This is a genomic window from Nocardia sp. CS682, from assembly GCF_004634405.1.
Classification (GTDB): domain Bacteria; phylum Actinomycetota; class Actinomycetes; order Mycobacteriales; family Mycobacteriaceae; genus Nocardia; species Nocardia ninae.
This window is the reverse complement of sequence record NZ_CP029710.1, coordinates 1,021,751-1,046,247: the sequence shown is the minus strand read 5'-3', so window position 1 is coordinate 1,046,247 and position 24,497 is coordinate 1,021,751. Positions and strand designations below refer to the sequence as shown.

Below are 24,497 nucleotides of genomic sequence, written 5' to 3'. Positions count from 1 at the left end.
TGGTTCCTCGGGATGGACAGACACAGCAGCCCGAGTCCAGCGAGCGATCCCGGCGTTCAACCGAGTTCGGCCTGCCGTCTCCGATGATCGAGCCAGTTGAACAGCCGCCCGCCATCGCGACCGAGCTCCTGCCCCCGGTCGTCCGGGCCTGCAATGAAGCCGTCGAGCGAGATCGACATGAAGGGGCGGATCGGTGGGATGGGCTGCGGGATGTCTGGGTTCATGTCCATTGAGACCTATGCGGGATCGACAAACTCATCGCTGTCGAACCTGGCGCCCTAGGTTCCGATCGGTTCGCGCATCAGTCGAGGGGCGCGGGCGGTCGTCGGGTGCGAAACGCCCTGCGGGGAAGCGGCGTCGCGCGACTGTCGTGCCCATGGTTGCATGTGGGGGCGCAGGACGAGGTGGAGGATCATGGGATACGACTGCACATTGCATCTGGTTGACGAGGACGCGATCCGGGAGCAGTTCGTTCCCCGGCTGCTCGGGAGTTCCACCGAGCCGACAGCGTTGGATCGAGTGCATCCAGGTGCTGAGAACCTTTGGCGGCAGGTGCGGGAGCTGATGCTCGGCGCGGACGCGCGGGCCGCGGCAGAGGCCGTGTCTGTTGCGGCGGTGATGTTCAGCGCTTCGATGCTGCCGTACCGGTATGAGCGAGGTTTGGCGCTGAGTCTGGCGTTCGAGGCGGGGCGGGTGTTCCCGGACGCGGTGTTCATGCCGAAGGCCGAGTACGCGCCGGACGGGCTGTTCACCGAAGTTGTTGCGGCGCATCCGCAACTCGGTAGGCAATTTTCGTCGGGATGGTTCAGTGGGAACTATTCGACGGGCCTGTATGTGCCCGCCGAACATGTGGCCGAGGTACTGGAGTGGGTGCAAGAGCAGCTCGTGCCCTTGTCGAAAGGCGAGCGGCGAAAGTACCGGGGGATCGTGGCGACGCTGCGGGCGGCGGTCGACCGCAAGCTGGGGTATTGGGAGGCAACCGATCTCGCGGTGCCCGCGGCGGGTGAGTTTCCGGGCGATCCGGAGCTGATGTGGGCGCAGTACCTGGGCAACGACGGAACTCCGGCCGCCGCGGTGGAGACCGCGGCGGCCTCGCCGATCGCGAGCGTGCTCGATGACATCGTCGACGGATTCCTGCTGTCGCACAGCGACGGCAGGAATCCGCGGGTGGAGTTGTGGGATCTCGAGGTCTGGCCGCCGCGTTTGTCGTTGCAGCGCAACGAATTCTGGGTAGCGGCGGCGAGGACGCCGACCGGCGGATGGCTCGCGATGTCGACCGCCGACACGAAGGCGCGCCCGCGCGTGTTCGGGCCGATTCTGGTGGACGGGGCGGAGGATGCGCCGAAAGTTCTGCCGGCCAAGGGTCCGGGAGAAGCCGATCTCTACGCGCACGAGTGCTATTTCCTCGGCGCGCGTCCCGTGGTGTTGCACGAGGTGAAGAGGCACCTGCTGAGATTCGGCGGCCTGAATGTCGGTGACCCGCTGCCTGGTCCACTGTGGCTCGGGGAATCCGGTGGGTGGGAGCAGATTCCCGGCATTCCGGCTGCCGCCGTGGTGAAGAGTGTGCTCGGCGACGCCGCGCTGCCGATGACCGGAGGCGCACGGCTGGCGGACGGCAGCACCGTATTGATCTGGGACGGAAACGGTTACGAGCTCGATGCGGCGGGCACCGGCTGCGTCCGCGCCTTCGAGATGGGCGCCGAGCGTTCGCACGTCGAGTTCACCTCGGTGCCCGCAGGGGACGACGGATTCTTCTACTTGTCCAATCGCGACCTGTACGAAATCCATCGCGGTGGTACCCCGATCCGGCATGTCGAGGCGTGGACGAATGTGATGGCCGTGCGTCCGGGGCCGGACGGCGGACTGCTGTTGAAGTTCGGTGACAACGATGAGGGTGACGTCGGGGTCCTCTACTTCCCGGAAAACGGCACCTACATTTCGCTGCCGCCGGAGATGTTCGACGACAGGTCCAGCTACTCGGCCCTGTACTGGAGCGCGGCGGCCGATCGAATCGTCGTGGTCGGCGGTGGTTTTGTCGCCGTTGCGGTGGAAAGTGTTCTGGCGCAGCAGAGATCGGCGGTGCCGGAGTAGTTCCGATTCTCGGTTCCGGCAACTCGCCGATCGCGCGGTTGATAATTGCCGTGATGATCCGGCCGCGCTATTTCCCTGGTGGTTTCAGACTGGCCTTGACTCGAATTAACGAGACCTTACGCAACTCGACCGTTCCGTTACCGGTCTTTACCCTTCGGTACTGATCGGTAGGTGGATCAAGGTGGCTTCAACACTGATCAAACGAGTACGGAGAATGGTGAGCACCTCCGTCGATTCGCCAAAGCCTCAGTGGGAGAAGCAGTGTCGATGAACGCAGGGTCGAAGATGTGGAACAGGGTGCGAGAGCACGTTGGTCGGTCACGAGCCGTGCTGGGTGCGGTGTGCGTGGGGGTTGTTGTCGCGGGCAGTGCGATGGCAGGCCCGGCGACCGCCGAACCGGACGAGCCGGCGACGGGGACCGTCGAGTCGCCGAACTGGCGTTGGCCGGTGAACTTGCGGTCCGGTCCGAGCCTGCGGAGCTCGAAGGCTGGCCGAGTTCGCCACGGTGAGCGTGTGACGATCGTCTGCACCACTCGTGGCGACCGGGTGAAGGGCGCTTGGGGTGCGACCGACGTGTGGGACCGGCTCGACAGCGGTCGGTGGATCAGCGACGCTTTCGTCGACACCGGAACCGACGAGCCCGCGGCACCCGACTGCGCGGGCGGCGATCCCGAGCCGTCGAAACCGGACGTGCCGACGAAACCGGAGGAGCCCACCAAGCCGGACGAGCCGACGAAACCGTCCCCGGGCGAGGGGCAGGGCGCGACCGCGTGGGAGAAGCAGGTCCTCGACCTCACCAATGCCGAGCGAAGCAAAAAGGGTTGTCAGCCGCTACGTCTGGACGAACGGTTGACCCGCGCCGCGCGCCTGCACAACCAAGAGATGCGAGACCGCAGGTATTTCGACCACATCAGTCCCGACCCGGGGCACCGCTACCCCGAGCACCGAGCGAAGGCGCAGGGTTATCAGGCGGAGGTCACGGAAATCATCGCCCTGGGGGCGAGTTCGCCCAAGGAGGCGATGCAGGGCTGGATGAGTAGCTCGGGTCACCGCGCGGAACTGCTCAACTGCTCCTGGAAGTCGGTCGGTGTCGGTGCGCTGCCCGGCACCGGGCGCGGAGGTTCCTTGCTCGACACGGGGCCGTGGTGGACCCAGATGTTCGGGGCCCGCTGAGCGCTGCGGGCGCGCCACACGGATCGAAGCGACGAACACGCGGTTCGCACCGGACCACGCGGGATGCGGCTTCGGAAATGCAGCTGCGCCCACTCGGTCGACCGTGTCAGGATCGGCCCGGTGAATCGTGATCAGATATCCAGATTGGCCCATGCGGATCATCCGATTGCCGCCCCGGTCGACGACGATTCGGTGCGCCAACTGCTGCGACACGGCATTCGGCGCGGTGATGAGCGCGTGCTGGACCTCGGCTGCGGCGGCGGCGAGTGGCTACTACGGGCCTTGACCATGTTTCCGCAGCTGCGAGCCGAGGGAGTCGATGTCTCCGAAACCGCACTGGCACATGCCCGTCAGCGCGCGAGCATGCTCGGCGTCGAAGCCCGGCTGACCCTCCATCGCGCGGACGCCGCGGATCTCGCTGCTTCGCACGGATTCGACCTCGTGCTCAGTGTCGGAGCCGCCCATGCATTCGGCGGCCTGTTGCCCACCCTCGCAGCAGCACGTAAGCACCTGGCACCTGGCGGGCGGGTACTGATCGGTGACGGATTCTGGGCAAGTGAGCCGTCCGCCGAGGCGGTAGCGATGCTGGGCGATTTCGCAGACCTGCCGACCACGGTGGAGCGCGTCACCGCCGCCGGCTGGACTTCCGTGTACGGGCACATCAGCACCCGCCACGAACTCGACGACTACGAATGGGCGTGGACGGGAACGCTTGCCGGCTGGGCCCTGGACCACCCCGCCGATCCGGGCAGCTCCCAAGCCCTCGACGCCGCCACCACCCACCGCGAAGAATGGCTGCGCGTCTATCGAGACGTGTTCGGTTTCCTCTGCCTCGTGCTGCGCCGCAGTCCCGATTAAACCGGTTCCACGGATGTTGGCGGTGCAGTCGAAAGTTCAGCTGCCCGCCTGGTTCGCAGAAGCCGAGGGCTGCGGCGCTTCCTGGATTCCGTTGTGCGGGCTCGCCACTGTGGGATCAGACCATGGGCGAGAGCGCGCTCCACGGCGGCACCGGCAGTAACACGGGCCGTGACCGCATGTGCCCAAGCCCCGACAGGCGGCGAAGGTGTAGCGCCACGGGGTTTGATGGTCGCCTACATCTTGGCGTAGCGAGCCATGGCGAAGCTGTAGAGGCCGTAGGTGATGATGCCGGAGCCGGCGATGATGAGCAGGGCCACGCCATATGGTTGTGCGCCAAGGGTTTTGAACGCGCCGTCGAGGCCTGCGGCCTGGTCCGGCTCGGGCCGGGTTGCCGCGAGGACCACCAGCACCCCGACCGCGGCGATAGCCAGTCCTTTCGCGATGTAGCCGATCATGCCCAACCGGCGCACCAGGTTGCTGGTGTGGCCCTCGAGGTCGGTCAGGAACTTCTGGCCGGCTCCTTTGTACACGTGGTAGCCGCCGATAGCGATGATGATCAAACCGCCCGCGACGAGGGCGATGGTGCCTACGGTGCTGCGCATCAAGTGTGCGGTGAGTCCGGCGCTCTCGCTGCCGCTGGGTTTGCCGCTGCCGCGGGCGAACCCGAATGCGGAGAAGGCGAACGCGAAATAGACCACCGCCAGGGAGAACGCCTTCACTCGATCGATCGCCTCGGATTTCTTGCTGTCGGCGTCGGGTCGTGACGAGCTGCCGAGTGCGGCTTCGGCGAGCCGCCACAGTGCCATCACCAGGAATGCGGCGGTGCCCACCCACAGGGCGATGGTGCCGCCCGGCTTGGCGGCCAGTTCGGTCATGGCGCCGGATTGGTCGGCGGTGCCGCCCGCGCCGCCGACGGCGATACGGATTGCGATGTAGCCGATGATCAGGTGGACGATGCCGCTGACGATGAAACCCGTGCGCGCGAATCGCTCGAAGATACTGTTCTGAGCAATGCGGCCCGCGGTGGAGGACGAGTTGTCGTACCCCTTGGACTGGCTGCTGTTGGCCATTGCGCCTGCTTGCTCCCCGCTCGAGCTGGACGTCGGGCAGATACCCGGTCGTGCGGTATCGAAACAACGAACGCTCGCATAAGTGATTCGCGGGCCCGATTTACGCAGTCCAGGTTGCACAGCCCATCGCCGACTCCGATCATGTGAACCTGCGCGGTGGTCGAGGCTACGCCGGAGACTGGCAACACACCCCGAGCCCGAAAAACGTTCCGCGGCAGTCGGTGAGGGCAGGCGAGTGCTCACACCAGCCGCCACGGCCAGTGCGTGTGGTTCGGCGACGAACAGGGCCTGCTGATCGCCGCCGACGACAACCGCCCTCATTCGGCTCGACCGTCGAACTCGTTTGTCCCGCATTGTGAACCCGACTGTGGATCGATACGGCGGAGGTCGGCATCGAGTCGGTCACCATGCACGGCGGCGTGAATGTTCTGGGGGAGTGCACGTCGGATCGCGGCGCACCTGTCGGTATCGGTACCTACCGCACGGCTTTCGCTCGTCCGCACATTGCGGGGAGTGGTTGACTCGGTGGTCGAGGACGTTGTGTGGAAAGTGGAGGAAATGATCAGTCGAGAAGCTCGTGTCGTCGCGGCCGCGTTGATGGCTGGTGCGGTCGCGAAGGGTCGCGGGTTCGCGCCGCCTGCAGTCGTCGAAGAGTATGCGGCGCTGCAAACTTCGATCATTTCCCGCGAACCCCATCTGACACTGTCGGAGCTTGCGCGGTGGGAAGCCTCGCCGAATGCAGCGCACGACAGCGCGGGCTTGGCCGACATGTTCGAGGACACGGCCAGCTTGGACGAGCACAGGGATCTCGTGCGCCGGGCCGAGGGTCTGTTCGCGACCACGCAACAGTTGTTGGCCCAGCGTGCCGAGGCCGAGGGCGATGCAGGCCTCATGTGTCTGCTCGGCGGACTCTTCGATGATGTGCGCAAACTCGATCGGGCCGAGGACTGGTACACGGCGGCAGCCGAACTCGGCAATACCGCAGCAATGCTGGAGCTTGCCAGATTGCTCAACGAAATGCATCGGACCGACGAGGCACCGGAATGGGAGGAGCGAGCTGCCGTGCTCGGCGACACCAGCGCGCTGATCACTTTATCGAGACGGTTGCGAGACGACCCAGACCGCTGGGCCGAGGTCGTGGCACCGACCCGGCAGTCCGCCGCGGCGGGCAACGCGCTGGCCATGGTCTCGCTCGCCTATGTGGCAGAGGACCGTGGTGCGATCGACGAGGCTGAGATGTGGTACCAGAATGCCAGCTACGTCGATGCGGACCTAACGCGCTTCCTCCACCAATTCTATTTCGGCAACGGCATGTTCATGAGCGACGAATACACACAGAAAGCGGCCGAAGCCGGTGACCCGAGGGCGATGAGCTTCCACGCTTCTTCGCTGCATTCGGCGGGCGAGGCCGGCGCGGCCGAGCAGTGGTATCGACGTGCCATCGCCGCCGGCGACAAGTTGGCGACGATCGGCCTGGCCAACCTCCTCGTCAGCGAGGACAGGGCGACCGAAGCCGAGGATTGGTGTCGCAAGGCAGCCGATAGCGGGTACATGCTCGCCGCACTCCACATGGGGTCACTACTGCGCGAGCGCGGCGCGGACTCCGAGGCTGGATACTGGTACCGCCTAGCCGCGGACGCGGGCTATCTCGCCGCGAAGGATTCGCTCGCGGAACTCGATCGGCATCACTGAGTGAAGCGGCCACGTCGCGGTAGTCGTTGGGCCAGAGCCGTTGCGGCTCAAAGCATCCTGCGGTTGAGCGATCGATGATCAGACCACCGAGGTGGGGCGGGGAGATCTTAGGATGGCGCATGGGCCCGCGATGCGGGCGTCGTAGAGATCGATGAGGAGCCGGTTGTGTCGGACACGTTTGTCGTTGCTGCTCGAATTCCCATGGGGCAGGCGGCATTCCAGCAGTGGTTGGCGACACCTGCGCCGGGTCCGGCGGCCATCGAGAATTACGGTGCGATGTATGACGGGTGGTTCTGGGACGGGAAGGCACCGGATTGGCGGCAGGCCGAGGAGGGGATAACGCCTCGGGAGTATTTCGCCGACTGTTTCGGGGAGGATACCGGTGGCCTGACGTATGTGCTGAGGTATCGAGAGGGGGCGCTCGAGGCGTATCTGATGCACTTCGGGTTCTGTGAGTCGAACATCTATACCGCACTGGTGCTGCTGGCCGCGGCAGGGCTGGTGAGCTCGGCGCCGAGCGTGGTGTTGTTCTGGGCCGAGACCAGCGGGTCGATGTTCGCGGCCGATGCGGACGGATGGCTGGCGACCCTGTCGGTGGGTGTCGACGGAGCGCGGTTCGTCGCCGATATCGATCTCACGGCGACGATCGCGGCATTACGGCCGGCCGAGGCGAGCTACTTCGATCTGCTCGGCCGGTTGGCCGAGGTGGAGGAATCGGTTGGCGGCGAGGGCGCGCCGACTTTCGCCGCGATCACTCGCGATCCACGGTATGTGGATGCTGCGGTCCTCGCCGAAAGCTGAGTGGGGCACGGCGTTTGCGCACCGGTCAGCCGGCTGCCGGTGCGTCGGAGCGGTGTGCGGGGGCGGCGAGCAGCTGGTCCAGGTGGACACTGGACCAGCCACACAACCCGTGGATGGTCTGCACAAGTTCTTCCCCTGCCGCGGTGAGGGTGTAGTCGACCCGCGGATTGGCGGTGTGGTGATCGTATCGGCTTACCAGACCGTGGTTTTCGAGTTCGCGCAGCGTCTGGGTGAGCATCTTGTAGCTGATGCCCTCGACGGCGCGGTGCAACTCGCGGAAGCGGTGCCGGCCCGCACCTATTTCCTCGAGCACACGCAGACCCCACTTCGTCGACACCGCGACGAATACCCGCCACGCGACATCTCGCCCGAGTTGCTCCGCATCGCCCATCGACAACCACTGCTCACCTTCAAGTGCGTACTGCCGCTACCGGCAACTCCACCGTAGCTTTGCCGACGTGCAGATATTGAAGACCTACGCCCGCCTGTTCGTAGCCGATCTCGACGCCGCGCTGCCGACCTACGAGAAACTCGTAGGCACCTCCGCCGATCTCCGATTCGCCTTCGAGCAAGCCGAAATCGCCGCGATCGGTGACTTCCTGCTCATCGCGGGCGCACCCGAGCACACCCACCGATACCGCGGCACGATCGGCCCGGTGGTCGTCGACGACCTCGACCAGTTGATCGCCGAACTCACCGCATCCGCAGCCACCATCATCGGCGGTCCCCTCCATAGCGAAACCGGACGATTCGTCTACCTGCGCCACGCCGACGGGGCAGAAGTCGAATACGTGCAATGGTCGCCACAGGTGCGGGACCGAGTACTCGGCTGAGTAGCTCGACGCACTGGCCGAGATCGAGGGCGACGAGTCGGTCGACCCGCTGCCTGACGATCCCGGCGCCGGTGGCCCGCTCTGAAGTGGCATCTCGTCAGGGTTCGAGGTCGACCACGCCTTTACCGCTGTGGAACTCGAACGGGACGGAGACCTGGTCGTGCGCGATCAGCCAGGTGTGGTCGATCTTTCGCATGCCGAACGTGGCCCGGACCCACATTCCGGTCGTCGTCGCCCCGTTCTTCAGTGTGCCGTGCAGGCGTGCGAAGGCGTGACCGAACGCCGCGTCACCGCCCACGGTGAACGTGAGGTCGCGGATCTCGTAGTCCACTGTTTCGAAGAGCAGAAACACTTTCGCCCAGTTCTCGAGTTTGGCCGCGATCCCGACATGCTGGAGCGGCGGTTCGACATCGAAGGACACCACGTCGGTCGTGTATTGCCGTTGCACGCCTTCGAGATCCTTCGCGCGCAGCGCTTCGACCAGCTTGTCGATTTGCCGGCGAAGCTCTACATCATCGAGTTCAGCGTTGGACTGAAAGTTGCTGGGAATCGTCATATCGGCGCCTCAGGAATCGACGAGCGTGGTTTCGGTGTCCGCGCGCAGTGGCGCGAGCGCGGTACTCCAGGAGACGACTTGGTCGAGCATGGTGCTCAGTGCAGCGTGGTGGTGGTCGCGCGGTGTGAAGGTGGTGTAATTCTCGAAATCGGTGAGCACCGAAATCTCCACGGGGCGGCTCACATCGGCCATTCCCAGCGTGCTGCACACCATCCGCAGCTGCACCACTGCGCGAGCACCGCCGCTGACGCCGTAGGAGACGAAGCCGACCGCCTTGTCGGCCCATTCCCTGCACAGGTGGTCGATGGCGTTCTTCAACACTCCCGGCACGCCGCCGTTGTACTCCGGGGTCACTACGACGAAGCCGTCGAATGGGGTGATCCGCTCGGCCCATTCGCGGGTGTGCGCATGTATCGAAGGTCCGTGCATCGGCGGCATGGGCTCGTCCAGATGCGGTAGGGGATGGTCGCGCAGATCGATCAGTTCGAATTCGGCGTCGCCGCGCTGCGCTGCGGTATTCAGGACCCACTGGGCGACCTGCGCACCCCTACGGTTGGGCCGGGTGCTGCCGAGGATGATGCCGATACTGCTCATGGCCGGAACTCCTGGTTCGTTGAAGATGTCATGACCTTCCGACGACACAGCCGTCCGGAATGTCAGGCAGCCTCACAAATCGGCTCGCTGATTCGTCGATTCGGTGAGAGCGCACAGACCGAAGGAGCCGTCCATGACCGACCCGCACCTGCCCGAGGTGATCAAGGAGCGCCGTCAGCTGATCAATGTCGCCTATCGGCTGCTCGGCTCCGTGACCGAGGCCGAGGATGTGGTGCAGGAGACCTACGCGCGCTGGTACGCCCTCGCCGAGCGGCAGCGGGCGGAAGTGGCGGCGCCGGGAGCGTGGTTGACCACGGTCGCAAGCCGCATCTGCCTCGACCTGCTCGGCTCCGCCCGTGCCAGGCGGGAAAGCTATGTGGGCGAATGGATTCCGGAGCCGATACCCGCCCGGTCCGAATCGAGCAGTGGTCGCGCCTGCGTCGATCCGGCCGACCGGGTCACCCTCGACGAGTCGATCAGCATGGCCTTCCTCGTCGTACTGGATTCCATGACGCCGGCCGAGCGGGTGTCGTTCGTGTTGCACGACGTCTTCCGCTACTCCTTCGCCGAGGTCGCCGACATCGTCGGGCGCTCCCCGGCGGCCTGCCGCCAGCTCGCCTCCAGCGCCCGCCGCCGCATCGACACCTCGCGAAGTCCATCGGCCACCGAGCGTGCCGGGGTGGTGCGAGAGTTCAAAAGATCTTGGGAGACAAAGGATATCGAGGCTCTGATCGGCTTGCTCGACCCGCAGGCGATCGCCACCGCCGACGGCGGCGGCCTGGCACTCGCCTTCCGCGACCCGATCAACGGCGGCGACCAGATCGCCCACGCGTTCATGGAAATCGCCACCCACGGCCCCGCCGTCACCCTGCTGGAGCGAACGGTCAACGGCCAGCCCGGTCTCGTGGCTCAACTCGACGACACCATCGTCTCGGTCTACGCCTTCGACATCACCCACGACCGAATCAGTCGCATCTGGGCGATTCGGAACCCGGAGAAGTTGCGTTCGTGGACAGCCTCCTGAACCGACGATCGCACGAACCTGATACGTCTTCCAGTGAAACCGGCGGCTGTCAGGCAGGTCTCATGGTCGCCATGGTGCGCTCGGTCTCCCAGAAGGCGCGCACGGCGAGGATCTTGCCCGCCTCGTCGACTTTGTAGATGAACACGCCCTCGGAGTCGATCACTTGGCCGCCGGCGTGGCTGCGGACCTTGCCGGTGTAGGCGACTTCATTCCCGCAGGCGAACGAGTCCTCGAACAGGAACTCGATCGACTCGTTGTGCGCGATGGCCTTGTCCCAGAACGCCGAGATGGCGTCGCGGCCCCGGTGCCCCGCACCTTCCGAGTCGAAATGCGAAGGGCCGACCGGATCTTCGACGAGGGCGTCCACGGCGAACGGGTCCAGCCAGGTGTTCTTGTCGCCTGCTCGGACTGCGGCATGCAAGGCTTGGCTGGCGGTGCGCGCCGGATGGGTTGCGGTGGTCAAGGTGTCCTCCTGCTGTTAGGCGCCTCATGGATGGGTGACCTGGTGGTCGATCATGAAGCGGCAGTGCGTTCGGTTGTGCCACCACTGTGCTGGCTGTGCGGATTACCCGCGTCGGTAGTTTTCGCCTATTCCCACTGCCGACTTACCAAGACAGTGCCGCGCAAGAGCGACGCCAGAACACTCAGCGACCATCGTTGCATGCCCGAAACCTCTAGGAACGAACTATGACTCGACAGCCGGAACGATTGCGCCGCAATGTAAATCGACTCAACAAGCTCGTCACCCTGCTTCAGAAGCGGGGCGTCGCCTTCTCGGACATGCACATCCTCACAGTCGTCGGCCGGCGCACCGGTGAATTGCGAGAGGTGCCGGTCTCGGTGCTCCGGCTCGCTGGCGCGCGCTATATCTTCCAGGCGTATCCGAAGTCGGCCTGGGTAGCCAACGTTCGGGCCTCACCGACGGTCACGCTGGCCCGTGGCCGACGCTCCTCAGCAGTACGAATGGTGGAACTCCCTGTGGAAGAACGCCGTTCGCTGCTACGCGACCATGTCGCGAACAGCCCGGCAAAGCTCGACGAATGGTTCGTCAAGACCGGCCTGGTCGAAGAAGCCACACCAGACGGGCTGGCCGCCGTAGCCGAGCGCATCGCGATCTTCCGCGTCGAGCCCACCTGACCAAAATCCCCGAAGTCGGTTACGTGGGCCACGATCGACACTGCCAGAATCTGCCGTCCCACTCGACAAGAAACGGCACGGCGTGCGGCAGGGGGCGGCCCCACACCCGAGCCCCGAGACCGCAGAGCTGCGCCAACGTCACACTCAGACTTGCCACATGACCAACGAGCACGACGGACTCACCATCATGTGCCCGCCTGATCTGCTCCAAAGCGGTAGTCATCCGGGCCACTACCTGTGATCCGGATTCACCATCGGCTACTCGTCGCTCGAGCTCCAGGTCGACTATCCACCGCCGCAACACTTCTGCGGTCTGCCGCCGGACGCCGGGATCGGTCGTTGCCTCCGCCGCACCGATCCCGACCTCGACCAACTCGGGTAACGCCACGATATCGATGCTGCGGCCCTCGAGCAGTGCGGCGGCGGTTTGCCGAGTACGCAACGCAGTGCTGCAGTAGACGCCGGTAATCGGCTCGTCAACTAGAGCGCGGGCTGCCACCGCGGCCTGGCGAAAACCGCGGGATGTCAACGGCGACAGCGGCACAGCTCCGGACACACCCGCGATGACATTCTCCGATTCGGCGTGACGCAGGCACCACACCCGTACAAAACCACTCACGAAGCAATCCTGCACTTCGAGCGATGCCGCCGAAGTCGGCCCAGTAGCCGGCTTCCGCGAGGACAGGGGCATACCATCGGATCCGTCCAGCGATCGACTATGTGCGGAGAAATCTCTTGACCGGCAATCACCTTCGTTGCGGGGTCTACCTACCACCGTTCGGCCCGTTCGGCGATCCGCGCAGTCTAGTCGATCTGGCGGTCCGTGCCGAAGCAGCAGGTTGGGACGGCGTATTTCTCTGGGATCACCTACTGGGCGAGGCCATGCCCATCGCTGATCCCTGGACAACCCTGGGCGCAATCGCCCAAGCCACCAACCGGATTCGAATCGGCACCACAGTCACGCCTCTCGCGCGGCGCCGCCCCTGGGTCGTTGCACGTCACGCGGCCACACTGAGCAACCTGTCGAACGGACGATTCATCCTGGGCACCGGCCTCGGCTCGGACGAGTCCGGTGACTTCAGCCGCTTCGGCGAACCCGGCGACTTGCGAACCCGATCCGCCATGTTCGACGAGGGACTCGACATAGTCCGCGGAGTGTGGTCCGGACAGACCTACCAGCACAACGGCTCGCACTACGAGGTCCGTCTCGAGGCAACAACACCAGAACCACACCACATCCCGATCTGGGTGGCGAGCTCGACCAACAACCCGAAGGTGATCCGCCGAGCCGCCCGCCGCAACGGGATCTTCCCCAACCCGGAAGATCACACACTTACTCCGGACGAACTGGCCGGTATCGTCGCCGCGGTGGACAGCGCCGGCCGCTCGACCGAACGCGAATTCGATGTCGTCGTTGCCGGCAATGCCAGCCCAGCGTGGAACGAGCCGACCAAAGTCGACGTTGCCGGACTTGCCGAAGCGGGCATGACGTGGTGGATGGAATCGCTCATCCATTACGACCCGTTGGAGTTGTCGCTCGAGATCGTGGACGCCGGACCGCCTCAGATCCGGTCTGCCACGCCATACTGATTCGGTGAAAGATGAAGCCGCACCGAGGATCTCGTGGATCGTCGATTTTCCGAGTTACGGACCATCCCAGGATTCACTAGCGCGCGTCATCGACGCTGACGGCGGGCGTGATGAGGCAGAGAACTCCTATTACGAAGTCTTTGCGGATCCCAGTTATGTTCGACGCGAGGCCGCTGAGCGCCGATTCCGCGGTCAGTACTTTCGGAGACTTCGCCGATTGACCAACCGCGATCGCGTTCTCCGGCGGGGAGCTACCCGTCCGGAATGAGGCACCTCGATACCCGATAATGCGTGTTTGTGAAGGTCATCCTGTCTGTGCCGCGGACCGAGGATGCGGCGGCGTTGCGGCTACGCCCATGGCGGTTGGACGACCTGCCAGCTCTGGTTGCCGCACATCGTGATCCGGGTTTGCGTCGCTGGCTTGCCAGCCACTTGGTCGACGAAACCGATGCCCGGAACTGGGTGGACGCTCAGGTTGACGGCTGGATTGACGGCACACGGTTCAGTTTCGCTGTGGTGAGCGCCGACGACGATCACTCGCCCGTCGGCCATGTAGTGGTGAAAATGACCACGGCCGGGGTAGCCGAGGTCGGGTATTGGACCGCAGCCCACGCCCGCGGTCGAGGCATCGCTGCCCGTGCCGTCGAGACCGTGTCCCGGTGGGCCCTTGCTGAACAGAACATGGTCCGACTGAATCAGTTGGAGCTGCTCCACGCAAAGGACAACCATGCCTCCTGCCGGGTGGCGAACAAGTGCGGATATACCTTGCAGGACCTGCTCCCCGCCGCGCCACCCACTTTCCCTGGCGATGGGCATCGACATGTGCGTAGAGCAGGTGAGAACCCGATCTGACAGGCGCATCAACCGCTTCCAACGACCACGTGTGATCTTTGCGGACCAGACCCGCTGCGATGTGGGACATTCGCTGCCACCGAGTCTCGAGCAGTCCTATTCGCGCGTCAGCCAAACCAGGTGGTTGCTGCATACTTCGGGGATGAGCGCGACACAGTTCGTGGAGATCGATGGTCGAGGCTTCTGGGCTGTGGACGACGCGCTCGGCGTGTGGTTCGCTTATCTGGTCGACCAGATAGGGGAGGAGCCGCGCGCTGACGATCCCTGGCTCGCCGACCTTTGCGACCAGTGGCGTCGCGCCGCCGCAATCAGCGATTTCGGCACCACGATCGACTTCGACACCCGACAACAGCGAGACGAGGTCCGCGGATTCGCCCGGGCTGCCCGCGACGCCGCAGTAGCAGCGGGTGATGTAAGCACAGATCAGTTGTGCCAGTGGCTGATTCTGGACGACATCGCGGTATCGGACGGTCATGCTCGTCGGCCCGGTGGCGTCCAACTCAACCGTATTCTCGAGGTCGCTGACGGATTCATCGCGCTGCTGGACGGCTGTTTGCCGCCTGATCCTCCCTCCGGCTGGTGGTTCGTCGGAACCGGCGAAGGAATGCGAGAACTCAGGCGCCGGTGAGAGCAACTGTCGCCAGGCGGGATCTGCGCGACTGGTAGGGATAGATCGATCGAGTTGTGGTGTTGGGGTGGATGTGTGGCCGGAGCATTTGAGTGTGGGCGCAGTGCGGTTCGCACGGCCTACGGCGCGGTTCGACGACGTGGTGGCGTTCTATCGGGATGATCTCGGGCTGGCCGTGCTGGCGCAGTGGCGTGATCACGACGGATACGACGGGATCGTGTTCGGGCTGCCCGATGCCGGGGTGCAGTTGGAGATCACCCAGCACGGGACACCGCCGGCGATACCGCCGCCGCATCCGGAGAATCAGTTGGTGCTGTATTTGCGGGGCGAACAGGCGCTGCGGACTGCGGTGGATCGGCTGGGCGGGCGTGGGCATCGTCCGGTCGTGCCTGCCAATCCGTATTGGTCGCGGCGCGGTGCGGTGCTGTTCGAGGATCCGGACGGGTGGCTTGTGGTGCTGACGCCGTGGGTGTTCGGCGGAGATTCGGCAGCCGGGTAGGCAGTGCGGCGGGTCCGCAGTTCAAGCATTGTTCCGTTGATCGACTTCTCGAAACGAAATGCACACCAACCTGATTCGGTAAACTGACTGTACCGTGTTCCACTCCTTTCGAACCTCGGCTTACCGCAGGCGATTACACTGCGACACCGACTGATGGGGTGACGGCACTACCGGCCGCACTGGCGCTCTGCCGGGCTGGATTCAATCCGTGTTGGAGGTGCTTTGTGGACCGTCGAAATTTCTTGCGGGTGAGCGTGATCGGCGGAGGCGGCGTGGCGCTCGGTGGGGCGGCATGGCTCGAGGCCTTCAGCGCGGGCGCCGTTTCCGGTGAGTCGCCGTATGGACCGCTGTCGAAGACGCCCGACGCCAACGGGGTGTTCCTGCCTGCGGGTTTCACCAGCCGGATCGTTGCCCGTTCGGGGCAGCGGGTGGCCGGATCGAACTACACCTGGCATCCCGCGCCGGACGGCGGCGCCTGTTTCGCCGACGGCTCGGGGTGGATCTATGTATCCAACAGCGAGGTCGACCGTACCGGCGGTGTCGGCGCGATCGTCTTCGGTGCGGATGGCGCTATCGTCGGCGCGCATCGCACACTGTCGGGTACCAGCCGCAACTGCGCTGGTGGCGCCACGCCGTGGAACACCTGGCTGTCCTGCGAAGAGGTGGACAAGGGTGCGGTTTTCGAAACCGACCCGTGGGGTCGCAACACCGGTACCCGGAGACCGGCGATGGGACTGTTCACACACGAGGCCTGCGCGGCGGACCCGGATCGCAAGGTCATCTATATGACCGAGGACCGCCGCGACGGCTGCTTCTACCGATTCGTCCCGACTTCCTGGGGCGATCTGGCGAGCGGCAAACTCGAGGTGCTCGTCGAGTCCTCGGGAAAACTCAGCTGGAAACCGGTCCCGGACCCGTCGGCGCAATCCAGGCCGACGCGGCAACAGGTGCGCGGAGCGAAGGTCTTCAACGGTGGTGAAGGCTGTTATTACGCGGGCGGCACGTGCTGGTTCACCACCAAGGGCGACAACAGGGTCTGGGCGTATGACGCTGCAGGCAACCAGCTTTCGATCACCTACGAGCCCGGAAACGGTGCACCACTGTCCGGAGTGGACAACGTCACCGGGGCGTCGAACAACGACCTGTTCATCGCCGAGGACGGCGGTGACATGCAGATCTGCCTGATCGCTGCTGACGTCGTCGCACCGTTCCTGCAAATCGCCAACTCGAGCGGGTCGGAGATCGCAGGCCCGGCCTTCAACCCGGCCGGCGACCGACTGTATTTCTCCTCGCAGCGCGGCACCTCGGGTTCGAGTAGCGGCGGCATCACCTACGAGGTGACCGGTCCCTTCCGTCGCTGAGAAACGTGACAGGTTAGATCATTTGAATGACTTCCGGCGCTGCGTTGTGGCGTGACAGGCTTGGGCGGTAATGCTGGGTGGCCCCAACGCCGACCGAGATTCCTCGGTGATCGCCCAGCCGATGTCTCGGCACCGACCGGGGATGCCTTGCGGCACTTGGCCTTCGGTTACGACAGTACTGCCCGGTTGCCGATGGTGCCGGGTCTGAATGCGGGCAACGGCTGGGTGTTGCGGCCTGGCCGCGGCGATCCCGGCGCCGCCGATGTCGAAGGGATTTTGTTCCATGGTCAATCAGCCGCCGCAGTATCCGCACGGCCCGCAACCGTATCTTCATGGCCCGCAACCGTATCTTCATGGCCCGCAACAGACTCCGGCGTGGGTGGCCCAGCCGCGCCCGCCGATGCCACCGAAGAAGAAGCCGTTGTCGGCGTGGGTGTGGATCGCGGCCATCATCGGCGGACTGCTGGTGGTCGGGATGATCGGTAGCGCGGCGGATGGGAATTCCGGAGACCGCGCCGCGCGGGTCACCACCTCGGCTGCGGCGCCGGTTGCGGTAGCGGATTTGAGTTCCGCGCCGTTGGCCAAAAGAGCGACGACGGTGGCACCAGTTGCCGATATCGCGATTCCTGATGTTGTCGGTAAGAACGGTGCCATCGCCGACGACATCTTGGAGACGGCGGGTTTCACCAAGGTTAGATATGCCTCGGCCACCCCGGGGATCAGTCTTGTTGTGATGCTGGCGAATTGGACCGTGGTATCGGTGGAGCCCGGAGCGGGTACGGTCGTGGGTTCGGATTCGGTTGTCGTGCTCACGATGACCAAGAAGAACAGTTGACCCGGCGGCGACAGAAACAGCTCGTGCGCACAACAGCCGGGCCGTCGAGCTGAGCGTGGAGAAGCAGCGGCCGGAGGTCCACCCTCCGGAGGGCATCGGAGCCGGATGCACCCGGGATCACTCAAACTGGCTCGAGCAGCGCCGATAGTTTGGCGACACGTCCGGCGGGGTCGAACTCGAAATGCAGGTAGCGGTTGTTAACTTCGTACCTGTCGAAGTTCGGTCCAGCGCGCTCCGGTTGTCCCAGCAAAGCCGTTACTTCGGACCGAGTTGCGTTGGGGGACAAGCCTTCCAGTAAGGCGCCCGGCCGGGGATATGGCCGGTAGGTCTCGTCCGCGCTGTCCGGCAGGGTCCGCACTATCGCCGACACGAGCACCTCGTCTTCGAAAAGCAGCTCTGTCCCCGCTCGGCGGAAGAGGTAATACGTCGACTGCACGTCGCCCCAGTCGAAGTCCTCGACCTCCATTTCAGGACCGAGGAGCACGATCACGTCGAGAATCCGGTTGTCTCCCTTGCGAAGTCCGAGAACGTTCAGCATCGCGGCCACCTCACCCGTGACGATCGACATATCGCTTCCTCCGACTCGGCTCGCGCGGCTACGCAAAAAGTACTGCACGCCAACGTTGTAGCCGACGCTCGAGCCATCCGTCTCGACGACAATCAGTCGTCGAGTTCGGCACGGAACCAGTCCGGACGCGCATCGGGTGAACCGCCCGCTCGGCGCGGCACCTCCTGGTACGTCGTCCGCCGCGGTGGGGTGATCCGCCGAGGTACTTCGGAGCGGCCGGGTTGTCAGCTTCTGGCGCTAATTCGATACCACGCATGCGCTGAAACGTGGCCGAGCACCCGGCGTCGACATGGCCGGACCCAGCGGGGTTCGATCGCCGCGCCGTGATGGACCACCGGGTGTTGCCAGCCGGTGGCTCAGCAGGCCCACCGGTCAATTAGGGTAGGCAAACCGTATTGTTCTAAATCGAAGGTGACCGACACAGATGGATCGCGCCCGAACCAGGACGCTCCCGCTCGCAACGGGGCTGGTGCTGCTACTGGCAGTACTCGCGTTCGCAGTGGTGCTGAGCATCAGCGTCGGCTCGCGCGCTTTGACCTTCACGACCGTGCTCGACGCCTTGCTCCGCTACAACCCGACCGATGTCGATCACGCCGTCGTGCGCGATCTGCGGCTGCCGCGCACTGCGATCGGGGTGCTGGTCGGTGTCGCGCTGGGGCTGGCCGGATCGATCATCCAGGGAGCGACGCGAAACCCGCTCGCCGATCCCGGGCTGCTGGGTGTCAACGCAGGCGCAGCCTTGTTCGTCGTGCTCGGGATCAGTGTGCTCGGGGTGACCTCGGTGACCGGCTACGTGTGGTTCGGCTTCGCGGGTGCCGCGGTCGCGGGTGCGGTCGTGTATCTCGTCAGCTCGCTCGGCCGCGACGGCGCCACGCCGATGAAACTCGCGCTCGCCGGAGCTGCGGTCACCGCCGCGTTGCAGTCGGTGACCAGCGGGTTGCTGCTCACCGACACCACCACCTTCGATCAATACCGTTTCTGGCAGGTGGGGTCGCTCGCCGAGCGCGATCTGCCGACCGTTGGACAGGCGGTGCCGTTTCTCGCGGTCGGCGTCCTGCTCGCGGCGATGTCAGCGCGAATGTTGAACGCGCTGGCGCTCGGCACCGACGTGGCCCGCGCGCTGGGCCAGAATGTGCCGGTCGCCCGCGGTGTGGCGGCGCTTGCGGTGGTCGTGCTGTGCGGCGCGGCGACGGCCATCGCCGGACCCATCGCCTTCGTCGGCCTGATGGTCCCGCACGCGGCCAGGTTGATCACCGGTCCCGATCACCGGTGGTTGCTGCCGTATTCCGCGGTGATCGCCTCGATTCTGCTGCTGGTCGCGGATGTGGTCGGCCGCGTCATCGCTCGACCCGCCGAGGTACAGGTCGGTGTCGTGACCGCGGTTCTCGGCGGGCCGTTGCTCGTCATGCTGGTGCGACGCCGGAAGCTGGTGCAGGCGTGACCATCGATGTCGCCTCGCTGGCTGCCGTCACCCATGCTCGACGCAGTGGCGCCACTCGCGCGCGACTGGTAGCGCTCGCCTTACTCCTGGCGCTGGTTGTGGTTTTCGCGCTGTCGCTCACCGTCGGCTCGTATTCGGTTCCGCTGAGCGATATTCCGGGCATTCTGCTCGGTGGTGGCGGCGGGCAGGACGCGTTCGTGGTCAGGCAGCTGCGGTTGCCGCGAGCGGTCGCGGCCACGCTGGTCGGGATCGCGTTCGGTATCGGCGGCACGCTGTTTCAGCGCTTGTTACGAAACCCGCTGGCCAGCCCGGATGTGATCGGGATTTCCCAAGGTGCGAGCGCGGCGGCCGTCGCCGGTCTGATCGTCTTCGGACTGTCCGGCACGGCGTTGTCGCTGGCCGCCTTCGTCGGCGCGGTCGTCACGGGCGCGGTCATCTACAGCCTCGCGCGTCGCGGCGGAGTGAACGGTTTTCGTCTCGTGCTGATCGGTGTTGGTGTCGGTGCGGTGCTGACCAGCATCGTGTCGTACCTCATGACGTGGGCCGATGTCGCGCTCGCCCAACAGGCGCTGGTCTGGATGATCGGCAATCTCAATGGCCGGAGCTGGCACGCGGTCATGCCGCTGGCGATCGCTCTCGTGGTGCTGGTGCCCGCCGCCGCGCTGCTCGCCCCCGCGCTCAACGGACTGCAACTCGGTGACGACGTCGCGGCCGGCCTGGGCCTGCGGGTCGAGCGCACGCGGCTGCTGTTGCTGCTGATTGCCACCGCCAGTGTGGCTTTCGCTACCGCGGTCGCCGGTCCCATCGCGTTCGTCGCCTTCGTGGCGAACCCGATCGCCACCCGGCTGACCGGCGGTGGTCGCACAGCATTGGTGCCGGCCGCGCTCACCGGCGCGCTGGTCACGCTGCTCGCCGATTTCGTCGCGCAGCATCTACTCGGCAACCCGCTGCCGGTCGGGGTGGTCACCGGCGCGGTCGGCGCGCCGTATCTGCTGTGGCTGCTCGCCGCGGCCAACCGGGCCGGGCGAGTCTGAAAGGGATGTGGTGACACCAACTCTGCACACCGAGAACCTGCGGCTCGGCTATGGACCGGTGACGATCGTGAACGACCTCACCGTGCGCATCCCCGGGGGCCTGGTGACGATGATCGTCGGCACCAACGCATGCGGGAAATCGACGTTGCTGCGCGGCCTGGCACGGCTGCTCGCGCCCACCCACGGTGCGGTCTACTTGGGCGGCGCGCCGATCTCCTCGCTGCGCAGCAAGGATGTCGCGCGGGAGTTGGGACTGCTGCCTCAATCCCCGGTCGCGCCCGAGGGTATTACCGTCGCGGATCTGGTCGGTCGCGGTCGCTATCCACACCAGGGCATGTTCCGCCGCTGGACACCCGAGGACGACGCGGCGGTCGCGCGCGCCCTGCAAGTCACCGACACCGTCGAACTGGCGTCGCGCTCGGTCGACGAATTGTCCGGCGGCCAGCGCCAGCGGGTGTGGATCGCCATGGCGCTGGCCCAGCGCACCCCGATCATGCTGCTGGACGAGCCGACCACCTTCCTCGATATCTCCCATCAGGTGGAGGTGCTGGACCTGCTCGCGGATCTCAACACCACCGACGGCACCACCGTGGTGATCGTGATGCACGACCTCAACCTGGCCGCCCGCTACGGCGATCACCTCATCGCCATGAAAGCCGGCGAGATCGCCTGCGAGGGCGCGCCCTCCGACATCCTCACCGCGGAATTGGTCGAGGACGTCTTCGGCATTCCATCGCAGATCATCCCGGACCCCGTGTCCGGCACCCCGATGGTCGTTCCCATCGGACGACATCGTTCCGGCAGGGCCGCCGTGCCCGCCACCCGGTCCTAGGAAAGGAATCACACAATGGTCCGATGGACAAAGGCGGTGGTCGCCGTTGCCGCCGCCGCGCTGCTCGCCGCATGCGGCACCGATCCCGCCACCACCCCCGCCAGCGCGGGCGATACCGGTCACGGTGACAAGAACGTCGCCACCGGTGGAGCACTGTTCGCCACCGCCGATACCGAGACCGCCAAGCTCAAAGCGGACGTCGGGCCGGGCGTGTTTCCGCGCACGGTCACGCAGGCCATGGGGCAGACCCGCATCGAGAAAAAGCCCGAGCGGGTAGTCGTTCTCGACTCCGGCGAGCTGGACGACGTCCTCGCGCTGGGCGTGACACCGGTCGGCATGGCCACCACCGCCGGACAGCAGGGGGTGCCGTCGTATCTGGCCGACCGCGTGCAGAACATCGCGACGGTCGGCCCGACCAACACGCTCGACCTCGAGAAGATCGCATCATTGAAGCCAGATCTGATCCTGGGCAGCAAGTTACGCGTCAACGACCTGTATCCCCAGCTCTCGGCCATCGCGCCCACCGTATTCTCCATCCGGCCGGGCTTCCCGTGGAAGGAGAATTTCCTGCTGGTCGGCGCCGCACTCGGCGCGGAGGAACAGGCCACCAAGCTGCTCAACGACTATCAAACCAAAGCCAATCAGGTGAAGGCCAAATTGACTGGCGCGCCGACGATTTCGCTCGTGCGCTTCATGAGCGGCAACATCCGGCTCTACGGCAAGAAGTCCTTCATCGGCGTCATCCTCGCCGATGTCGGCCTGCCGAGACCGGCGAATCAGAACGTCGACGAGCTGGCGGTGGAAATCTCGAAGGAGAACATCGACCAGGCCGCCGGCGACTGGATCTTCTACGCGAGTTACGGCTCGGCGGTCTCGCCCGATCAGAAAGCGGTGACCGAGGGCCCGATTTGGCGGAACATGAGCGCGGTCAAGGCCGGGCATGCCATCGCGGTCGACGACGAGGTGTGGTTTCTCGGGCTCGGTCCGATCGGGGCGATGCGGGTGCTCGATGATCTCGGCAAGTTCCTGGGCTGAGCGTCGCTGACGGGTGCATTCGAGGTACGCCGAAACCCTTTGCAGAGGAAGGGTTTCGGCTCTTCTCGCTCGCGGGCCCGACCGGCGTCGCTCAACAAGCAGCGCGCGGCGGCGCGGACACCGCAGCTTCGGTCACGTCGATGTCCCGCTGCTTGTTCGACGCACGGAAACACGATTCAGGGTCATAACTGTCCAACATGCGCCGGTAGGTGCGAGCAGACGCCGGCCACGGGTTGGTGACGCGCCCGCTGGGATGCCGGTACCAGCTGGACGCGGGCGGCCATACCGTCGTGGCGATCGCCCGCTCCAACCACTGCTGGTAGTTCTGCATTGCCGCCTCGGTGACCTCGATTGCGGCAGCGTCGATCCGATCACGCCAGCGCAGGCAGTTCACTATGTACTGCATCTGGAGCTCTTTCATCGCAGGATTGCTGCCTGCGCTGTTGAAGCTGTTCGGGCCGGCGAGCAGAAACAGATTCGGGAACCCCGGGATCGCGATTCCCAGGAAAGCGCTCGCGCCGTCGGCCCACTGCGCTGCCAGCTCGACTCCGCGACGGCCGCGCACTCGCATCGGCACCAGGAATTCCGGAGCCTTGAAGCCGGTGGCATAAACGACAGCGTCGGCCTTGTGTTGTGCACCGTCGGTGGTCTCGAGTCCTTCCGCTGTCATCTTGGCGATCGGAGCGGTGACGAGCTCGACATTCGGATATGTCAGTGTCGGGTAGTACTCGCTGTCGAGGACGATGCGTTTGCCGCCGATCCGATAGTCCGGTGTCAGGGCCGCGCGCAGGGCCGGGTCCGAGATCGTGTGCCGCAGATACCAGCGCGCAAGCCATTCGACCGGTCGCGCCGACCAGCCGCGCCACATCACCGGGGCGAGCACGGTATCGGCACCGTAATGCAGTGCGCGCCGGTACAAGTGGTGCCCGCCCGGTAGTGCCAAGACCGCCCGGGCGAGACGTCCGAAATCCTTCGACGGTTTCGGTAGCACCCAATGGGCGGTTCGTTGGAAGACACGCACATGGGCAGCGGTCGCGGCCAAGGTGGGCAGAATCTGGGCCGCACTCGATCCCGTGCCGATCACCGCGACATCGAGACCGCGCAGATCATGTCGGTGATCCCACCGCGCGGTGTGGAACGCCGGACCGGCGAAGTCGGCTCCGCCGGGAAACTCCGGCAGATGCGGGCGATGAAGTTGCCCGACCGCGAAGATCACCACATCGGCCACCATGCGCAGCCCAGCCGCGGTGATCACCTCCCAGTAACCCTGAGCTTCCAGATAGGTGGCCTCACTGACCGGGCAACCCACCCGAAGATGCGGTAGCAAACCCTCATCGGCGGCGACCCTGCTCAGGTAATTCAAAATCTGTTCCTGTCCCGGATAACGAATGTGCCGATCGCGGTAGGGAGCGAAGGAGAACGAATATAAATGAGACGGGACATCGCAATTGCAGCCCGGGTAGATATTGTCCCGCCAGACGCCGCCGACCTCGTCGGCCTTCTCCAGGATCAGGAAATCGTCGATACCGGCTCGCTTGAGCGCAACCCCCATCCCGATCCCTCCGAACCCCGCCCCCACCACAATCGCCGTGTAATGCACTGCAGCACCACGCCTTTCATCAGGGATACGCGCAAGCAACGCGCATCCACAGCACCGGGAAACAATGAAGGTTTCGGCGGGCGGAGACGTTCGCCCACCGACGGATTATCGAGACGTGCCACGGAGGCTATTGCCGGTAATCGGCGCGCCACCTCCGCTGTCGATAGTTTCTTACCACACTTCCGTTCGGAATTTTGTCCACCTCGCACGGGTGGGTCGTATATCAATTGACACGTTTAATAGGAACGGGGTCACCACCCGAGCAGTTATTGAGAAGCTGATGCGCCTGTTACCGCCGAGGTCCCGGGCGAGCCCATGATTCCGCCGTCGGCGCACTCGTCAGCCGCGTCCGGCATAGAGCCGGACGAGCGCGCCGCTACAGCAGCAGGTGCA

Annotated in this window: 27 protein-coding genes; 18 read left to right on the top strand and 9 right to left on the bottom strand. The window is 65.1% G+C overall.

Annotated features, from left to right (window positions below; genetic code table 11):
* Nucleotides 1–56: 56 nt before the first annotated feature.
* Entirely contained in the window at nt 57–224 is a 168-nt protein-coding gene (locus DMB37_RS40415) for a hypothetical protein (RefSeq protein WP_167768652.1), read from the bottom strand.
* Between the two features lie 190 nt (nt 225–414).
* On the opposite strand from DMB37_RS40415, the gene DMB37_RS04340 reads away from it, so the two are divergent.
* The 3 genes from DMB37_RS04340 to DMB37_RS04330 all read left to right on the top strand — a co-directional run bounded on the left by DMB37_RS04340 (nt 415) and on the right by DMB37_RS04330 (nt 4,122).
* Nucleotides 415–2,091 carry a hypothetical protein gene (locus DMB37_RS04340; protein ID WP_135231578.1) on the top strand — a complete coding sequence of 559 codons (1,677 nt, stop codon included), beginning with the start codon at nt 415–417 and terminating at the stop codon, nt 2,089–2,091.
* A gap of 513 nt (nt 2,092–2,604) precedes the next feature.
* A complete protein-coding gene (locus DMB37_RS41800; protein WP_167768737.1) occupies nt 2,605–3,264 on the top strand; it encodes a CAP domain-containing protein in 660 nt (219 codons plus the stop codon).
* Nucleotides 3,265–3,384: 120 nt separating this feature from the next.
* Entirely contained in the window at nt 3,385–4,122 is a 738-nt protein-coding gene (locus DMB37_RS04330) for a cyclopropane-fatty-acyl-phospholipid synthase family protein (RefSeq protein WP_135231576.1), read from the top strand.
* A 233-nt stretch (nt 4,123–4,355) separates the two neighbouring features.
* On the opposite strand, the gene DMB37_RS04325 is transcribed toward DMB37_RS04330, so the two are convergent.
* A complete protein-coding gene (locus DMB37_RS04325) occupies nt 4,356–5,192 on the bottom strand; it encodes a DUF1206 domain-containing protein (RefSeq protein WP_135231575.1) in 837 nt (278 codons plus the stop codon).
* A 558-nt stretch (nt 5,193–5,750) separates the two neighbouring features.
* Between DMB37_RS04325 and DMB37_RS04320 the strand changes: the two genes are divergently transcribed.
* Both DMB37_RS04320 and DMB37_RS04315 read left to right on the top strand, forming a co-directional pair.
* Nucleotides 5,751–6,884: a sel1 repeat family protein gene (locus DMB37_RS04320; RefSeq protein WP_135231574.1), complete on the top strand. Its 1,134-nt coding sequence runs from the start codon at nt 5,751–5,753 to the stop codon at nt 6,882–6,884.
* Nucleotides 6,885–7,049: 165 nt separating this feature from the next.
* On the top strand, nt 7,050–7,685 hold the full coding sequence (locus DMB37_RS04315) for a hypothetical protein (protein ID WP_135231573.1): 636 nt from the start codon (nt 7,050–7,052) through the stop codon (nt 7,683–7,685).
* A gap of 25 nt (nt 7,686–7,710) precedes the next feature.
* Here the strand turns inward: DMB37_RS04315 and DMB37_RS04310 are convergent, their stop codons facing one another.
* Complete coding sequence (locus tag DMB37_RS04310) at nt 7,711–8,076, bottom strand: helix-turn-helix domain-containing protein (protein ID WP_135231572.1); 366 nt, start codon at nt 8,074–8,076, stop codon at nt 7,711–7,713.
* A 67-nt stretch (nt 8,077–8,143) separates the two neighbouring features.
* Here DMB37_RS04310 and DMB37_RS04305 point away from each other — a divergent pair, with 67 nt between their 5' ends.
* The gene (locus DMB37_RS04305) at nt 8,144–8,518 is read left to right on the top strand and encodes a VOC family protein (RefSeq protein WP_135231571.1); all 375 of its coding nucleotides are present in this window, start codon (nt 8,144–8,146) and stop codon (nt 8,516–8,518) included.
* Between the two features lie 97 nt (nt 8,519–8,615).
* Here DMB37_RS04305 and DMB37_RS04300 read toward each other — a convergent pair whose 3' ends face one another.
* Nucleotides 8,616–9,074, bottom strand: coding sequence for a nuclear transport factor 2 family protein (locus DMB37_RS04300; protein WP_135231570.1), 459 nt, complete (start codon nt 9,072–9,074; stop codon nt 8,616–8,618).
* Nucleotides 9,075–9,083: 9 nt separating this feature from the next.
* Nucleotides 9,084–9,668, bottom strand: a complete 585-nt coding sequence (locus DMB37_RS04295; protein WP_135231569.1) for an NADPH-dependent FMN reductase — start codon at nt 9,666–9,668, stop codon at nt 9,084–9,086.
* Nucleotides 9,669–9,801: 133 nt separating this feature from the next.
* On the opposite strand from DMB37_RS04295, the gene sigJ reads away from it, so the two are divergent.
* On the top strand, nt 9,802–10,692 hold the full coding sequence (sigJ, locus tag DMB37_RS04290) for an RNA polymerase sigma factor SigJ (RefSeq protein ID WP_135231568.1): 891 nt from the start codon (nt 9,802–9,804) through the stop codon (nt 10,690–10,692).
* Nucleotides 10,693–10,741: 49 nt separating this feature from the next.
* Here sigJ and DMB37_RS04285 read toward each other — a convergent pair whose 3' ends face one another.
* Nucleotides 10,742–11,155 carry a nuclear transport factor 2 family protein gene (locus DMB37_RS04285; protein ID WP_135231567.1) on the bottom strand — a complete coding sequence of 138 codons (414 nt, stop codon included), beginning with the start codon at nt 11,153–11,155 and terminating at the stop codon, nt 10,742–10,744.
* Nucleotides 11,156–11,400: 245 nt separating this feature from the next.
* On the opposite strand from DMB37_RS04285, the gene DMB37_RS04280 reads away from it, so the two are divergent.
* Nucleotides 11,401–11,829, top strand: coding sequence for a nitroreductase family deazaflavin-dependent oxidoreductase (locus DMB37_RS04280; protein ID WP_240772239.1), 429 nt, complete (start codon nt 11,401–11,403; stop codon nt 11,827–11,829).
* A gap of 19 nt (nt 11,830–11,848) precedes the next feature.
* Here the strand turns inward: DMB37_RS04280 and DMB37_RS04275 are convergent, their stop codons facing one another.
* The gene (locus tag DMB37_RS04275) at nt 11,849–12,448 is read right to left on the bottom strand and encodes a histidine phosphatase family protein (RefSeq protein ID WP_240772238.1); all 600 of its coding nucleotides are present in this window, start codon (nt 12,446–12,448) and stop codon (nt 11,849–11,851) included.
* 116 nt (nt 12,449–12,564) lie between these two features.
* Between DMB37_RS04275 and DMB37_RS04270 the strand changes: the two genes are divergently transcribed.
* From DMB37_RS04270 to DMB37_RS04250, 6 genes are all read left to right on the top strand, one after another.
* Nucleotides 12,565–13,419, top strand: coding sequence for an LLM class flavin-dependent oxidoreductase (locus DMB37_RS04270; protein WP_135231564.1), 855 nt, complete (start codon nt 12,565–12,567; stop codon nt 13,417–13,419).
* 291 nt (nt 13,420–13,710) lie between these two features.
* Nucleotides 13,711–14,271 (top strand): GNAT family N-acetyltransferase, encoded by a 561-nt coding sequence (locus tag DMB37_RS41870; protein WP_135231563.1) that lies wholly within the window; start codon nt 13,711–13,713, stop codon nt 14,269–14,271.
* 142 nt (nt 14,272–14,413) lie between these two features.
* Nucleotides 14,414–14,899, top strand: coding sequence for a hypothetical protein (locus DMB37_RS41215; RefSeq protein ID WP_240772236.1), 486 nt, complete (start codon nt 14,414–14,416; stop codon nt 14,897–14,899).
* Between the two features lie 94 nt (nt 14,900–14,993).
* A complete protein-coding gene (locus tag DMB37_RS41210; RefSeq protein ID WP_240772235.1) occupies nt 14,994–15,398 on the top strand; it encodes a VOC family protein in 405 nt (134 codons plus the stop codon).
* 224 nt (nt 15,399–15,622) lie between these two features.
* On the top strand, nt 15,623–16,759 hold the full coding sequence (locus DMB37_RS04255; protein WP_135231561.1) for an alkaline phosphatase PhoX: 1,137 nt from the start codon (nt 15,623–15,625) through the stop codon (nt 16,757–16,759).
* 283 nt (nt 16,760–17,042) lie between these two features.
* Entirely contained in the window at nt 17,043–17,594 is a 552-nt protein-coding gene (locus DMB37_RS04250) for a PASTA domain-containing protein (RefSeq protein ID WP_167768736.1), read from the top strand.
* Nucleotides 17,595–17,715: 121 nt separating this feature from the next.
* On the opposite strand, the gene DMB37_RS04245 is transcribed toward DMB37_RS04250, so the two are convergent.
* A complete protein-coding gene (locus tag DMB37_RS04245; RefSeq protein WP_135231559.1) occupies nt 17,716–18,162 on the bottom strand; it encodes a hypothetical protein in 447 nt (148 codons plus the stop codon).
* 424 nt (nt 18,163–18,586) lie between these two features.
* On the opposite strand from DMB37_RS04245, the gene DMB37_RS04240 reads away from it, so the two are divergent.
* The 4 genes from DMB37_RS04240 to DMB37_RS04225 are packed head-to-tail and all read left to right on the top strand — an operon-like array spanning nt 18,587 to nt 22,504.
* Complete coding sequence (locus DMB37_RS04240) at nt 18,587–19,603, top strand: iron ABC transporter permease (RefSeq protein ID WP_135231558.1); 1,017 nt, start codon at nt 18,587–18,589, stop codon at nt 19,601–19,603.
* The gene (locus DMB37_RS04235) at nt 19,600–20,637 is read left to right on the top strand and encodes an iron chelate uptake ABC transporter family permease subunit (RefSeq protein WP_206055184.1); all 1,038 of its coding nucleotides are present in this window, start codon (nt 19,600–19,602) and stop codon (nt 20,635–20,637) included. Before DMB37_RS04240 ends, DMB37_RS04235 begins: the two co-directional genes overlap by 4 nt.
* A 7-nt stretch (nt 20,638–20,644) precedes the next feature.
* Nucleotides 20,645–21,469: an ABC transporter ATP-binding protein gene (locus DMB37_RS04230; RefSeq protein ID WP_135231557.1), complete on the top strand. Its 825-nt coding sequence runs from the start codon at nt 20,645–20,647 to the stop codon at nt 21,467–21,469.
* A 15-nt stretch (nt 21,470–21,484) separates the two neighbouring features.
* Complete coding sequence (locus DMB37_RS04225; protein ID WP_135231556.1) at nt 21,485–22,504, top strand: ABC transporter substrate-binding protein; 1,020 nt, start codon at nt 21,485–21,487, stop codon at nt 22,502–22,504.
* A 91-nt stretch (nt 22,505–22,595) separates the two neighbouring features.
* On the opposite strand, the gene DMB37_RS04220 is transcribed toward DMB37_RS04225, so the two are convergent.
* Nucleotides 22,596–24,083, bottom strand: coding sequence for an NAD(P)/FAD-dependent oxidoreductase (locus DMB37_RS04220; RefSeq protein WP_255508393.1), 1,488 nt, complete (start codon nt 24,081–24,083; stop codon nt 22,596–22,598).
* Between the last annotated feature and the right edge of the window lie 414 nt (nt 24,084–24,497).

What these genes read in the sequence shown, in the direction of transcription:
- DMB37_RS04225 (WP_135231556.1), top strand. Translation starts at nt 21,485, where the DNA reads ATGGTCCGATGGACAAAGGCGGTGGTCGCCGTTGCCGCCGCCGCGCTG.
- DMB37_RS04320 (WP_135231574.1), top strand. Translation starts at nt 5,751, where the DNA reads ATGATCAGTCGAGAAGCTCGTGTCGTCGCGGCCGCGTTGATGGCTGGT.
- DMB37_RS41215 (WP_240772236.1), top strand. Translation starts at nt 14,414, where the DNA reads ATGAGCGCGACACAGTTCGTGGAGATCGATGGTCGAGGCTTCTGGGCT.
- DMB37_RS04240 (WP_135231558.1), top strand. Translation starts at nt 18,587, where the DNA reads ATGGATCGCGCCCGAACCAGGACGCTCCCGCTCGCAACGGGGCTGGTG.
- DMB37_RS04300 (WP_135231570.1), bottom strand. Translation starts at nt 9,074, where the DNA reads ATGACGATTCCCAGCAACTTTCAGTCCAACGCTGAACTCGATGATGTA.
- DMB37_RS04325 (WP_135231575.1), bottom strand. Translation starts at nt 5,192, where the DNA reads ATGGCCAACAGCAGCCAGTCCAAGGGGTACGACAACTCGTCCTCCACC.
- DMB37_RS40415 (WP_167768652.1), bottom strand. Translation starts at nt 224, where the DNA reads ATGAACCCAGACATCCCGCAGCCCATCCCACCGATCCGCCCCTTCATG.
- DMB37_RS04340 (WP_135231578.1), top strand. Translation starts at nt 415, where the DNA reads ATGGGATACGACTGCACATTGCATCTGGTTGACGAGGACGCGATCCGG.
- DMB37_RS04310 (WP_135231572.1), bottom strand. Translation starts at nt 8,076, where the DNA reads ATGGGCGATGCGGAGCAACTCGGGCGAGATGTCGCGTGGCGGGTATTC.
- DMB37_RS04295 (WP_135231569.1), bottom strand. Translation starts at nt 9,668, where the DNA reads ATGAGCAGTATCGGCATCATCCTCGGCAGCACCCGGCCCAACCGTAGG.
- sigJ (WP_135231568.1), top strand. Translation starts at nt 9,802, where the DNA reads ATGACCGACCCGCACCTGCCCGAGGTGATCAAGGAGCGCCGTCAGCTG.
- DMB37_RS04250 (WP_167768736.1), top strand. Translation starts at nt 17,043, where the DNA reads ATGGTCAATCAGCCGCCGCAGTATCCGCACGGCCCGCAACCGTATCTT.
- DMB37_RS04245 (WP_135231559.1), bottom strand. Translation starts at nt 18,162, where the DNA reads ATGTCGATCGTCACGGGTGAGGTGGCCGCGATGCTGAACGTTCTCGGA.